15 protein-coding genes are annotated in these 12,696 nt (G+C 64.9%); 14 read left to right on the forward strand and 1 reads right to left on the reverse strand.

Going from position 1 to position 12,696, the window contains the following annotated elements:
- Position 1 precedes the first annotated feature (1 nt).
- The 10 genes from gspF to LPQ25_RS21305 are packed head-to-tail and all read left to right on the forward strand — an operon-like array spanning position 2 to position 7,303.
- The gene (gene gspF / locus LPQ25_RS21260) at positions 2-1,216 is read left to right on the forward strand and encodes a type II secretion system inner membrane protein GspF (RefSeq protein WP_004147120.1); all 1,215 of its coding nucleotides are present in this window, start codon (positions 2-4) and stop codon (positions 1,214-1,216) included.
- 20 nt (positions 1,217-1,236) lie between these two features.
- Positions 1,237-1,659: a type II secretion system major pseudopilin GspG gene (gene gspG, locus LPQ25_RS21265; RefSeq protein ID WP_014908009.1), complete on the forward strand. Its 423-nt coding sequence runs from the start codon at positions 1,237-1,239 to the stop codon at positions 1,657-1,659.
- Complete coding sequence (gene gspH, locus LPQ25_RS21270; protein ID WP_004183045.1) at positions 1,659-2,174, forward strand: type II secretion system minor pseudopilin GspH; 516 nt, start codon at positions 1,659-1,661, stop codon at positions 2,172-2,174. The genes gspG and gspH overlap by 1 nt, the downstream gene beginning before the upstream one ends.
- Positions 2,171-2,536: a type II secretion system minor pseudopilin GspI gene (gene gspI / locus LPQ25_RS21275; RefSeq protein ID WP_002889025.1), complete on the forward strand. Its 366-nt coding sequence runs from the start codon at positions 2,171-2,173 to the stop codon at positions 2,534-2,536. Before gspH ends, gspI begins: the two co-directional genes overlap by 4 nt.
- On the forward strand, positions 2,533-3,129 hold the full coding sequence (gspJ, locus tag LPQ25_RS21280) for a type II secretion system minor pseudopilin GspJ (protein WP_012737414.1): 597 nt from the start codon (positions 2,533-2,535) through the stop codon (positions 3,127-3,129). Before gspI ends, gspJ begins: the two co-directional genes overlap by 4 nt.
- On the forward strand, positions 3,126-4,112 hold the full coding sequence (gene gspK / locus LPQ25_RS21285) for a type II secretion system minor pseudopilin GspK (RefSeq protein ID WP_077250502.1): 987 nt from the start codon (positions 3,126-3,128) through the stop codon (positions 4,110-4,112). The genes gspJ and gspK overlap by 4 nt, the downstream gene beginning before the upstream one ends.
- Positions 4,099-5,292: a type II secretion system protein GspL gene (gene gspL, locus LPQ25_RS21290; RefSeq protein WP_012737412.1), complete on the forward strand. Its 1,194-nt coding sequence runs from the start codon at positions 4,099-4,101 to the stop codon at positions 5,290-5,292. Before gspK ends, gspL begins: the two co-directional genes overlap by 14 nt.
- Positions 5,285-5,770, forward strand: coding sequence for a type II secretion system protein M (locus LPQ25_RS21295; protein WP_012737411.1), 486 nt, complete (start codon positions 5,285-5,287; stop codon positions 5,768-5,770). The genes gspL and LPQ25_RS21295 overlap by 8 nt, the downstream gene beginning before the upstream one ends.
- Entirely contained in the window at positions 5,760-6,506 is a 747-nt protein-coding gene (locus LPQ25_RS21300) for a type II secretion system protein N (RefSeq protein ID WP_012737410.1), read from the forward strand. Before LPQ25_RS21295 ends, LPQ25_RS21300 begins: the two co-directional genes overlap by 11 nt.
- A complete protein-coding gene (locus LPQ25_RS21305; RefSeq protein ID WP_004145898.1) occupies positions 6,503-7,303 on the forward strand; it encodes a prepilin peptidase in 801 nt (266 codons plus the stop codon). Before LPQ25_RS21300 ends, LPQ25_RS21305 begins: the two co-directional genes overlap by 4 nt.
- 47 nt (positions 7,304-7,350) lie before the next feature.
- On the opposite strand, the gene hrpB is transcribed toward LPQ25_RS21305, so the two are convergent.
- Complete coding sequence (gene hrpB / locus LPQ25_RS21310) at positions 7,351-9,780, reverse strand: ATP-dependent helicase HrpB (RefSeq protein ID WP_012737409.1); 2,430 nt, start codon at positions 9,778-9,780, stop codon at positions 7,351-7,353.
- 72 nt (positions 9,781-9,852) lie between these two features.
- Between hrpB and thpR the strand changes: the two genes are divergently transcribed.
- From thpR to gluQRS, 4 genes are all read left to right on the forward strand, one after another.
- Positions 9,853-10,389: an RNA 2',3'-cyclic phosphodiesterase gene (gene thpR, locus LPQ25_RS21315; protein WP_004145901.1), complete on the forward strand. Its 537-nt coding sequence runs from the start codon at positions 9,853-9,855 to the stop codon at positions 10,387-10,389.
- A complete protein-coding gene (sfsA, locus tag LPQ25_RS21320) occupies positions 10,389-11,105 on the forward strand; it encodes a DNA/RNA nuclease SfsA (RefSeq protein WP_002888848.1) in 717 nt (238 codons plus the stop codon). Before thpR ends, sfsA begins: the two co-directional genes overlap by 1 nt.
- Before the next feature lie 162 nt (positions 11,106-11,267).
- Complete coding sequence (gene dksA, locus LPQ25_RS21325) at positions 11,268-11,723, forward strand: RNA polymerase-binding protein DksA (protein ID WP_002888845.1); 456 nt, start codon at positions 11,268-11,270, stop codon at positions 11,721-11,723.
- 59 nt (positions 11,724-11,782) lie between these two features.
- Positions 11,783-12,664 carry a tRNA glutamyl-Q(34) synthetase GluQRS gene (gene gluQRS / locus LPQ25_RS21330; RefSeq protein ID WP_012737408.1) on the forward strand — a complete coding sequence of 294 codons (882 nt, stop codon included), beginning with the start codon at positions 11,783-11,785 and terminating at the stop codon, positions 12,662-12,664.
- Positions 12,665-12,696 lie beyond the last annotated feature (32 nt).

The raw sequence follows: 12,696 nt of genomic DNA on the forward strand, positions 1-12,696 counted from the left end.
GATGGCCCTGTTTCGCTATCAGGCGCTGGACGCGCAGGGCAAAACCCGCCGCGGCCTTCAGCAGGCCGACTCCGCCCGCCACGCCCGCCAGCTGCTGCGGGACAAGGGCTGGCTGGCGCTGGAAGTGACAACTGCCGACCCGGCGCGGCGACTGTGGGCCGGCGGATCCCTTACCCGGCGTACCAGCGCCGGTGATTTAGCCCTGCTCACCCGCCAGCTGGCGACTCTGGTTGCCGCCGGGATCCCGCTGGAAAAGGCGCTCGATGCCGTCGCCCAGCAGTGCGAAAAGCCGTCGCTAAGAACGTTAATGGCCGGGGTGCGCAGCAAAGTGCTCGAAGGCCACTCGCTGGCGGAGGCGATGCGCGCCTATCCCGCCTGCTTCGACGGGCTGTTCTGCGCCATGGTGGCGGCCGGCGAAACCTCCGGCCATCTCGACGGCGTACTGAACCGGCTTGCTGACTATACCGAGCAGCGCCAGCAGCTCCGCGCCCGCCTGCTGCAGGCGATGATCTACCCCATCGTACTGACGCTGGTCGCTATCAGCGTGATCGCCATTCTGCTCTCCACCGTGGTGCCGAAAGTCGTTGAGCAGTTTGTCCATCTTAAACAGGCCCTGCCCTTCTCTACCCGGCTGCTAATGAGCCTGAGCGACATCGTGCGCAGCGCGGGCCCCTGGCTGGCGCTGCTGTCGTTACTGGCGCTGCTGGCGCTGCGCTATCTGCTGCGCCAGCCTGCCCGGCGGCTCGCCTGGGACCGGGCGCTGCTGCGCCTGCCGGTCATCGGCCGCGTGGCCCGCAGCGTCAACAGCGCGCGCTACGCCCGCACCTTAAGCATTCTCAATGCCAGCGCAGTGCCGCTGCTGCTGTCGATGCGCATCAGCGCCGACGTCCTCAGCAACGCCTGGGCGCGCAGCCAGCTGGCGGCGGCCAGCGAATCGGTACGCGAAGGCGTTAGTCTGCATCGGGCGCTGGAATCCACCGCCCTGTTTCCGCCGATGATGCGCTACATGATCGCCAGCGGCGAACAGAGCGGCGAACTGACCGCCATGCTGGAGCGCGCGGCGGAGAACCAGGACCGGGAGCTGAGCGCGCAGATCCAGATGGCCCTCAGCCTGTTTGAGCCTCTGCTGGTGGTCACCATGGCCGGCATGGTGCTGTTTATCGTGCTGGCCATCCTGCAGCCGATCCTGCAACTGAACACCCTTATGAGTATGTAACTGTATTAATGGAGAAAACTATGCAACGGCAACGCGGTTTCACGTTACTGGAAATTATGGTGGTGATCGTCATTCTCGGCATTCTCGCCAGCCTGGTGGTGCCTAACCTGATGGGCAACAAGGAGAAAGCGGACCGTCAGAAGGTCGTCAGCGATCTGGTGGCGCTCGAGGGAGCGCTGGACATGTATAAACTCGACAATAGCCGCTACCCCAACACCGAACAGGGACTGAAGGCGCTGGTGACCGCTCCGGCCGCCGAGCCGCATGCCCGCAACTACCCGGAAGGCGGCTATATCCGCCGTCTGCCGCAGGACCCGTGGGGGAATGAGTATCAGCTGTTAAGCCCGGGTCAGCATGGCGCCATCGACGTCTTCAGCGTCGGCCCGGACGGGATGCCCGACACCAATGACGATATCGGCAACTGGACCCTCGGGAAGAAATAGTGTCTCAGCGCGGTTTCACCCTCCTGGAGATGATGCTGGTCCTGCTGCTGATCGGCGTCAGCGCCAGCATGGTGCTGCTGGCGTTTCCCTCCGCCCGCACCCAGGAGGCCACACAGATCCTGGCGCGCTTTCAGGCGCAACTGGATTTTGTCCGCGAGCGCGGGCAGCAAACCGGTCAGCTCTTCGGCATTATCATCCACCCTGAGCGCTGGCAGTTTATGCGCCTGCAGCCTGCCGACGATAGCGCCCCGGCGGCGGCTGACGACCGGTGGGGCAACGCGCAGTGGCTGCCGCTGCAGGCCGGACGCGTCGCCACGGCGGAAACCCTCCCGCGGGCCAGGCTGACGCTGCGCTTTCCCGACGGCCAGGCGTGGACGCCGGGCGAGCAGCCCGACGTGCTTATTTTTCCCGGCGGTGAAGTCACGCCGTTTCAGCTGCGGATTGACGCCGCGACGGGCATCAACGTCGACGCCCAGGGCGACAGCCAGCCGCTGGCGGCGCGGGAGCAGCCATGAAGCGTGAAGCCGGAATGACGCTTATCGAAGTGATGGTCGCACTGGTGATTTTCGCCCTCGCTGGCCTGGCGGTGATGCAGTCCACCCTGCAGCAGACGCGCCAGCTCGGGCGTATGGAAGAGAAAATCCTCGCCAGCTGGCTGGCGGATAACCAGCTGGTGCAGCTGCGGCTGGAGAAACGCTGGCCTGCCCTCAGCTGGTCTGAAACCACCGTGGAGGCCGCCGGGACGCGCTGGTTTGTCCGCTGGCAGGGAGTGGAAACCGCGCTGCCGCAGCTGCGGGCGCTGGACGTGGAGGTCCGGCGGCAAAAAAGCGATCCCGCGCCGCTGGCCACCCTGCGCACCTGGGTGACGCCGCCATGATAACTAGGATGCGCGGTTTCACCCTGATTGAAACGCTGCTGGCGCTGGCTATCCTCGCCGTCCTCAGCGCCGCCGCCGTGATGGTGCTGCAGAACGTCATCCGCGCCGATGGCCTGACCCGCGAGAAAAGCCAGCAGATCGCGGCCCTCCAGCGCGCCTTTCGCCAGATAGCCGACGATGTCACCCACATCATTCCCCGTCGCGCCAGAAACAGCGACACGTTTTTCTTCGCCGGACGTTTCCAGTTGCAGAGCGACGACTGGGGACTGGCCTTCAGCCGCAGCGGCTGGCCAAACCCGCTGGGGATCCTCCCGCGCTCGGAGATCCAGAACGTCAGCTACCGTCTGCGCCAGCAGCAGCTTGAGCGTCTGAGCTTCGATCAACAGGATCCGCTGACCGGCAGCCAGCCGACGGTCCGGGTGCTGCTGCGCGAGGTAACCGCGTTTCGCCTGCGGTTTTACGCCGACGGGCGCTGGCAGGAAACCTGGGACCGCCCGCAGAGGCTGCCGCAGGGGCTGGAGATCACCCTGACGCTGGCGAACAGCGGGGAGATAACCCGCCTGTTTTTACTCACCCCGGGAGGCGGCCAGTGATAAATCGGCAACGCGGCGTCGCGCTCCTGATGGTGCTTTTCATCCTCGCCCTGATGATGATCCTCGCCAGCGCCATGACCGAGCGCACCGCGGTCATGTATCAGCATACCGCCGTGACCCTCGATAATTTGCAGGCCAGATGGTACGCCCTGGCGGCGGAAAACATGGCCGCCGCGCTGCTGCAACGCGATGCGCTGGACTCGCCCAGTCAAACGAACCTGGCGCAAACCTGGGCGCAGGAGGGGCGCCGCTTTACCCTCGACGATGGCGAAATCCGCGCCACGATCCGCGACGGGCACGCCTGCTTCAACCTCAATGCCATCAACCATCGCGCGGATGAGGCTGGCGACGGAACGCCCTACCCGACCGACGTCTTCGTTCGGCTGCTGGCGCTGCTCGGCGAGCCGCCGCTGCGCGCCAGCCAGATCGCCGCCGCCCTTGGCGACTGGACGGACAGCGACGGCCAGCCGCGGCTGAACGGAGCGGAGGACGAGGTCTATATGGCGCAAACCCCGGGCTATCTCGCCGCCAACCAGCCGATGCAGGATGTCAGCGAGTTGCGCCTGCTGGCCGGGATGGACGCCGCGCTCTATCAGCGCCTGCTCCCCTTCGTCTGCGTCCAGCCGGATGACGCGCTGCAGGTCAATGTCAACACCCTGCGCCCCTCCCAGGCCGCCCTGCTGGTGGCCCTCTTTCCCGGCGATCTGACGCTGCAGGAGGCGCAACAGCTGCTGCACAACCGCCCGCGAACCGGGTGGAGCAGCGTCGCCGCCTTTCTCGCGCAGCCGACGCTGCAGAAAACCGATACCACGCTTGCCCGTCCCTGGCTGACGGTGCACAGCGCACGCTTTATCGCCGCTTTTAGCGTGGTGACCGGCAATCTCCGCTTTCAGCTGCACAGCGTCCTGCAACAATCGGGGCGCACGTTTACCGTCGTCCAGCGGCGATATGGACTCTCTATGGTGGTCGATGAACAAGATTAATGCTTCTCCCCAGGCCATGCTGATCGTGCGCCTCGCCGCCGCGCAGGCGCCGCTGCACTGGCAACTCTTCGCCCCCGGCGAGCCGCACCACGAGGCCAGCGGCCGGTGGCCGACTGACGACGCCAGCCCTTTCCCGGCGCTGGCTGAGCAGTACCCGGCCTGGGTGCTGATCCCGGCCAGCGACTGCGCGTTTCACTCGCTCACCCTACCGGCGGGCCTGCGTAAACCGCCGCTGCAGGTGGCCCCGTTTCTGCTGGAAGAGCAGCTGGCAGACGATGTGGAAGCCACCCATTTTGCCCTGCTCCACCGCCAGCAGGCCCAGTGCGAGATCGTCGCCGTACAGCGGCAAAAAATGCGCGACTGGCTGGCGCGCTGCGAATCGCTCTCCTTACAGCCCCTGGCGTTGACGCCCGACGTGCTGGCCCTGCCCTGGCAACCGCCGGCGTGGAGCGCGGTGCAGGTGGACGAGCAGTGGCTGATCCGCCACCAGCCGTGGGGCGGCATGGCAGCGGAAAACGTCTGGCTGACGGAGCTGCTGCAGAGCGAGGCGGAAGAGCACGTCATCGACAGCTATTCGCCGCCGCCCGCGGCGCCGGGCGTCTGGCGGGAGCAGCCTGCGCAGACATTGCTGACCCTTGCCGCACGCCATCCGGCAGCGCAGAAACTCAGTCTGCTGCAGGGGGAGTTCGCCGTCCGGTGGCGGTCTGCGCAGGCGAGCTGGCGTCCGGCGCGGTATGCCGCGCTAGCCCTGGCGTTACTGGCAGGGGCAAACAGCGTGCTGGACCATCGCGATCTGGCGCGTCAGGCCGAGGCGGCGCAACAGGCCAGCCGGGCCTTCTATCACCGCTGGTTTCCGACGGAGAAAAAGGTGATTAACCCGCGACTGCAGATGCAGCAGCACCTGCAAACCCTCACCCGTCAGGCGCAGCATGCCCCCCTCGTCGACCGCCTCAGCGCCTTGCAAAACATCCTCAGCGAAACGCCGGGGATCCGTCTGCGAGCGCTGAGCTGGGATGCCGCGGGCAATCGTCTGCAGCTGGATATCGCCGCGGTCTCTTCCCGGGCGCTGGAGCAGTTTACCCAGCGGGCGCAGCCGCGGTTTCGCGTCCGGCCGGGCGACATGATCACGAAACCGGATGGCATTGAGGGACAACTGACGCTGGAGGAAAACGATGGCTAATCTGCTTATCTGGTGGCGGCAGCGCACGCCGTCGGAGCAGCGCCTGTTGCTTGGTCTGACAGGGCTGCTGGCGGCATGCGCCTTCTGGTATGGGCTGTGGCAGCCCTGGCGAGCCCGCGAGGCGCAGTGGCGGCAAACCCTGGTGAAAGAGCAGGCCAGCCTGCGCTGGATGACGGAGCAGGCTCCGCGCCTGCAGCAGCTCAGCCAGCAGCCCGCGCCGGCGGCAAAAGAGGCGCTCACCGCGCTGGTGATGCGCGAGGCGGCGAGCCACGGACTGACGGTCGTCCGCCTGCAGCCGCAGGGAAAACGTCTGCAGATCACCCTTCAGCCCTGCGCTTTCCAGGTGCTGATCGACTGGCTGGACGCTCCGGCGATGCGCGGCGTCAACGCGATCTCGCTGTCCGTGACCGGGCAGCCGTCGCGACCCGGCTGGGTCACGGTCAACCATCTGCTGCTGGAGCGCGACGATGAAGGCTAACTGGATCGCGGGCGGACTGCTGCTGGTCCTCTATCTGTTGTGGCTCACCGCCACCGCTCCGGCGCGCCTGCTGGCTCCCATGCTGCCGCCCGGCGTACAGGTGGGGCAATTTAGCGGCAGCGTCTGGCGCGGCGCGGCGCAGCCGGTCTACTGGCATGGGGAACGGCTTGAACGACTGGCGTGGTCGCTGACCCTGGCGGGCTGGCAGGTCTCTCTCAGCGATCCCCGCGGCGTGATGGGTCAGGCCCGGCTGTGGGGCCTTCGCGATCTGCGCCTACAGGAGGGGCGGCTCACCGCCCCCGCCAGCATGCTCAGCCGCTGGTTGATGTCGACTATGCCCGTCAAGGCCGCGGGGGAGGTCACCTTCAGCCTGACCGAAGGGCGGTTCAGCGACGGACGCTGCCGGCATATCATCGCCGGAGGCGCGCAGTGGCGGCAGGCCCGACTGCACTCCCCGGTCGGCAGCCTGGAGCTGGCCCAGGTTAATGGCACCTTCCGCTGTACGGTGGACGGCGCCGTGGCGCTGACTCTCCGTCAGGACTCTCATCAGCTGAGCCTCAGCGGCCAGGGGACTCTGTCGCCCGATGGCCGCTATCTGTTTCGCGGCACGCTACAGCCCCGGCAGGGAATGCCGCCGCTGCTGGCGCTGCTGGTCACGCGCCCGACAGCGAATAACGCCCCGGGCCCGACGCCGTGGCAGCTGCAGGGAAAATGGTTACCACAGGAGCAAAAATGACGACACTAGCCGCGTTATCGCTGCACTTTCCCTTTGTCTGGTATGGCTTTCTGCTGCTGTTCGGCCTGGCGCTGGGCAGCTTTTACAATGTGGTGATCTATCGTCTGCCGCGCATGTTGACCCAGACCGCGGACGACGAGCGGATAACCCTCAGCACCCCGGGATCTTCCTGCCCGCAGTGCCGCCAGCCGATCGCCTGGCGGGACAATATCCCGCTGCTCAGTTTCCTCTGGCTGGGCCGTCGCGCCCGCTGCTGTCAGGCGCCCATCGCGTGGAGCTATCCGCTGACCGAGCTGGCCACCGGCCTGCTGTTTATCCTCGCCGGAGCTTTGCTGGCGCCGGGCCTGCCGCTGGCGGGCGGCCTGGTGCTGCTCTCGTTCCTGCTGATACTGGCGCGGATTGACGCCCGGACCCAGCTGCTGCCCGATCGCCTGACTCTGCCCCTGCTGTGGGCCGGGCTGCTGTTCAATCTTAACGAGGTGTACATTGCCCTGCCGGATGCGGTCGCCGGGGCGATGGCCGGTTATCTGGCGCTGTGGTCGGTCTACTGGCTGTTCCGCCTGCTGACCGGGAAAGAGGCGCTGGGCTATGGCGATTTTAAGCTGCTGGCGGCGCTGGGCGCCTGGTGCGGCTGGCAGGTTCTGCCGCAGGTGCTGTTGCTCGCTTCGGCCAGCGGGCTGGTGTGGACCCTGCTGCAACGCCTGTGGACCCGGCAGTCGCTGCAGCAGCCGCTGGCCTTCGGCCCCTGGCTGGCGCTGGCCGGCGGGGGTATTTTTCTCTGGCAGCAGATGGTCTAGCGTTTGCGAACCGTCTGGCCGGGCAGGATGCCGCCCGGCAGCGGCGGCTACGAGTATTTTTTGCTGCGGCGGGTCGGGGCGGCGTTGGCCGGATCGTCCGGCCAGACGTGTTTCGGATAGCGTCCCTTCATCTCTTTCTGCACCTCGCGGTAGCTCCCTTGCCAGAAGGCGCTCAGATCGCGGGTGATCTGCAGCGGACGCTGGGCAGGCGACAGCAGCTCCAGCACCAGCGGCACCCGTCCCTCGGCGATCACCGGCGTCGTGGCCTCGCCGAACATCTCCTGCATACGCACCGCCAGCGCTGGCGGGTTCTCCGCATGGTATCGGATCGCCAGGCGGCTGCCGGTCGGCACGGTATAGTGCGTCGGCAGCTCGCGATCCAGCTTCTGGCGCAGCGGCCATGGCAGCCAGTCCTGTAGCGCCTGACGCAGATCCAGCGCCTTCAGCGCCCGCAGGGAATGAACGCCGTTCATCTGCGGCAGCAGCCATGTCTCCAGCGAGGCCAGCAGCGAAGCGTCATCCACTGCGGGCCATGCCTCTTCCGGCAGCCACTGCGCCGCACAGTGCAGCCGCAGGCGCAGCTGCTCAGCCTCTGGCGTCCAGTTGAGCACCCCGAGGCCTTTCTCACGAATACCGTTGAGCATCGCCTGATGCAGCTCTGCCTCAGAGGGCTTCGCCAGCGGCTGGGTCTTGATCACCAACTGGCCGATCACCGTCCGCCGCCAGGCTTTCAGCGTCCCCTGCGCTTCATCCCACTCCACCGTGTCGGAACTTTTCGCCAGTTCAGGGCGGGCGGCGATCAGCTCGCCGATTTCCACTGGCAGAGCCAACAGCATGCGGGCATCCGGCGAAGCGCTGCCCTGCAGCAGCAGCGGAGCGATAAGCCATTCATGACGGCCCAGCGCGTCGTCGGCGTCCAGCATCGCGCCCATGCCGTTCGCCAGCTGGTAGCGCCCCTCCTGACCGCGGCGGCGGGCGATGCGATCGGCGAAGGCCGACGCCAGCAGCCCCGCCATTAGCCCGGCATCGGGCTGGCCGCCGCGGCGGGCCAGGCGTTTCATCAGCTGCTGCGCTCGCTGCTGCCAGTTGGCCTGCTGACGGGAAAAGACGGCCCCCAAATCCACCAGTCCGCCGCGCGGCGGCTCCTCGAGGATCGCCGCCAGCTTTGCCGCTGTCGCCGCCTCGTCATCGGTCTGCGCGGCGGCCAGCATCGCCGCCAGCCGCGGCTCGTTGCCAAGCGCTGCCATTTTGCGGCCAAACGCCGACAGCCGCTCGCCGTCCAGCGCCGACAGCGCCTCCAGCAGGCGACGCGCGGCGGCCAGATTGACCGCGGGCGGCTGATCCAGCCAGGCCAGCGCGGCCGGATCGTGGCAGCCCCACTGCAGCAGCTCCAGCAACAGCGCCGACAGATCGCTGTGCAGGATCTCCGGCTCGCTCTGCGCCGCCGCCCGTTCCGCCTGTTCTTTGCCGAGCAAATGCAGGCAGATCCCCGGGGAGAGACGACCGGCGCGTCCGGCACGCTGCGTCATCGATGCCTGGCTGATGCGCTGCGTCACCAGCCGGGTCAGGCCGGTGCGCGGGTCAAAGCGGGCGACCCGCTCCTGGGCGTTGTCGACCACCAGGCGGATCCCCTCGATGGTCAAACTGGTCTCGGCAATATTGGTGGCCAGCACCACTTTGCGCTTCCCGGCCGGCGCCGGGAGGATCGCTTTGCGCTGTTCGCTTAAGGGCAACGCGCCATACAGCGGGCAGAGAATGACATCCTCCGCCACGCGCTCCGTCAGCTGTTCCAGAACGCGCTGGATCTCGCCGACGCCGGGCAGAAACAGCAGCATCGATCCCTGTTCATGCCGCAGGAGCTCCGCCGCCGCTACCGCCACCGCCTCATCAAAACGCTGCTGCGCGGAGAGCGGGCTGAAGCGACGCTCCACCGGATAAGCGCGCCCCTCCGAGACCACCACCGGCGCCTCCGGCAGCAGACGCTGCAGGCGATCGTTATCGAGGGTCGCCGACATGATCAGCAGCTTGAGATCGTCACGTAACCCCTGCTGGACGTCGAGCAGCAGGGCCAGGGCCAGATCCGCCTGCAGGCTGCGCTCGTGAAACTCATCGAGGATCACCAGCCCCACGCCCGTCAGCTCCGGATCGCGCTGGATCATGCGCGTCAGGATCCCCTCCGTAACCACCTCCAGGCGGGTCTGCGGTCCGACGCAGGTTTCGGCGCGCATGCGGAAACCCACGGTCTCCCCCGGCTTTTCGCCAAGCAGTTCAGCCAGCCGCTGCGCGACATTACGCGCCGCCAGGCGCCTCGGCTCGAGCAGGATAATGCGTCCCGCGATGTTGCCCTCGGCGAGGATCTGCAGCGGCAGCCAGGTCGACTTCCCGGCGCCGGTCGGCGCGTTGAGCAAAACCTGCGGCGCATGCTGCAGGGCGGATAACAGTTCTGGAAGGACAGCGGCAACCGGCAATGAGGACACAAAAGGCTCCGGGGGTTAACATTCTGGGGTTCGCATTGTAGCATCCCCCTAATTCATTACCGAGTCTCTATCATGTCTGAGCCGAAAAGGCTGTTTTTTGCGCTTGAACTGCCGTCTGCCGTCCAGAAGCAAATTGTCCAGTGGCGGGCAACGCACTTCCCCGAAGATGCCGGCAGGCCCGTCGCGGCGGATAATCTTCATCTGACGCTGGCGTTTCTCGGCGAGGTGAGCGCGGAAAAACAGCGGGCGCTGGCCGCTCTCGCTGGCCGGCTGCGCCAGCCGGGCTTTACCCTGACGCTGGACGATGCCGGACAGTGGCTACGTTCGCGAGTGGTATGGCTCGGAACCCGCCAGCCGCCGCGCGGCCTGCTGCAGCTCGCCAGCATGTTGCGCGCTCAGGCGGCGCGCAGCGGCTGCTATCAGAGCCCGCAGCCGTTTCACCCGCATATTACCCTATGGCGCGATGCTCGCCGGGCGGTGCCGATCCCGGCCCCCGGCTTTCGCTGGACGTTTCCGGTGAACGAGTTCGTGCTCTATGAGTCCAGCTTTAGCCGTGGGCGCACGCGCTACACGGCGCTGGAACGTTATCCGTTTGATAAGGAAAGTTGATGCAGTTTGATCCGCCGTTGCAGCCCGCCATTTTGCTTAAACGTTACAAACGATTTCTTGCTGACGTGGTCACCCCCGATGGCCGCGAGCTGACGCTCCACTGCCCGAATACCGGGGCGATGACCGGCTGCGCCGCCCCGGGCGACACCGTCTGGTATTCCACCTCAGACAATGCGAAGCGCAAATATGCCCACACCTGGGAATTAACTGAAACCCAGCAGGGCGCAGTTATTTGCGTCAATACGCTGCGCGCGAATTCTTTGGCGAAAGAGGCGATTTCCGCCGGAATAATTCCTGAACTTTCAGGCTATAACCAGCTGAAAAGCGAAGTGAAATATGGCGAAGAGAATAGCCGTATCGATATTATGTTACAGGCAGATGACCGACAAAACTGCTATATTGAAGTGAAATCGGTTACGTTGGCGGAGAAAGAATACGGTTATTTTCCCGATGCGGTGACCACGCGCGGTCAGAAGCATCTGCGGGAACTGATGGCCGTCGCGGCAAATGGCGACCGCGCGGTGATTTTATTTGCCGTCCTGCATTCGGCAATTGACCGTTTTTCTCCCGCGCATCATATTGATGCCAGATACGCACAGCTGTTAACAGAAGCCCAGGACAAGGGGGTGGAAATTCTCGCCTGGAAAGCGGAACTTTCTACGACGAGGATGACTCTGAATAAGCCGATCGCCGTGGTGTTAAACCCCGGTAAATAAGTGGCTAAATAGTGTTCGGGTCGCAAGCGCGAATACGCTTTTCTTCACAGGGTTGTCAAGTGTAACGTTTAGATAATTGCTATCCGGAAAAGCATCTGCTATTTATAGCGGCCTGATTTTCCCCCACATGGGGATCGATAGTGCGTGTTAAGGAGAAGCAACATGCAAGAAGGGCAAAACCGTAAAACATCGTCCCTGAGTATTCTCGCCATCGCTGGGGTGGAGCCGTACCAAGAGAAACCGGGCGAAGAGTATATGAACGAAGCCCAGCTGGCGCACTTCAAGCGTATTCTTGAAGCATGGCGTAATCAACTCAGGGATGAAGTGGATCGCACCGTATCGCACATGCAGGATGAAGCAGCTAACTTCCCGGACCCGGTAGACCGTGCCGCCCAGGAAGAAGAGTTCAGCCTGGAACTGCGTAACCGCGACCGCGAACGTAAACTGATCAAAAAGATCGAGAAAACGCTGAAAAAAGTTGAAGACGAAGACTTCGGCTACTGCGAATCCTGCGGCGTGGAGATCGGCATTCGCCGTCTGGAAGCGCGTCCGACAGCGGATCTGTGCATTGACTGCAAAACCCTGGCGGAAATTCGCGAAAAACAGATGGCGGGCTAATCCCCTGCTGCCTCACTCTCTGGCGGGAGTCTCTCCCGCCTGGTTCTGTTGTCCGTACCATGACTGACTCACGCTATATAGGGCGCTTCGCCCCCTCCCCCTCCGGCGAACTCCACTTCGGCTCTCTGATCGCCGCGCTCGGCAGCTACCTGCAAGCCCGCGCGAACCAGGGTATCTGGCGTGTTCGTATTGAAGATATCGACCCGCCGCGCGAAGTCCCCGGCGCCGCCGATACCATCCTGCGCCAGCTTGACCACTACGGTCTGCACTGGGATGGCGACGTGCTGTGGCAGTCGCAACGGCACGAAGCCTACCGCGAGGCGCTGACGTGGCTGGGCGAGCAAGGGCTGAGCTATTACTGCACTTGCACCCGCGCGCGGATCCACGCCGTGGGCGGGATCTACGACGGCCACTGCCGCGACCTCGGGCTGGGGGCGGAAAACGCCGCGCTGCGCCTGCGCCAAACCCGTCCGGTGCTGCAGTTTAGCGACCGTCTGCGCGGCACGCTCATCGCCAATGAGCCGCTGGCGCGTGAGGATTTTATTGTCCACCGTCGCGACGGGCTGTTCGCCTACAACCTGGCGGTGGTGGTCGACGACCACTTTCAGGGGATCACCGAGATTGTCCGCGGCGCAGACCTGATTGAGCCGACGGTGCGGCAGATTTCGCTGTATCAGCATTTTGGCTGGCAGGCGCCGGATTACCTCCATCTGCCGCTGGCTCTCAATGGCGACGGCAATAAACTCTCTAAACAAAACCACGCGCCGGCGCTGCCGGAAGGCGATCCGCGCCCCGAAATCGTCCGGGCGCTCCGCTTTCTGAATCAGGCGATCCCCGAGGAGTGGCAGGCCCTGAGCATCGATGATTTACTCGCCCAGGCCGTCGCCAACTGGCAGCCGGCGAAAATCGAGCATTCTCAAATGGCTCCCGCTGAGCTATGATTAGCCGCTATTTTTACACTGTACAGTTGATC

This window comes from Klebsiella sp. KPN54798, from assembly GCF_021184225.1.
Taxonomy (GTDB): domain Bacteria; phylum Pseudomonadota; class Gammaproteobacteria; order Enterobacterales; family Enterobacteriaceae; genus Klebsiella; species Klebsiella pneumoniae.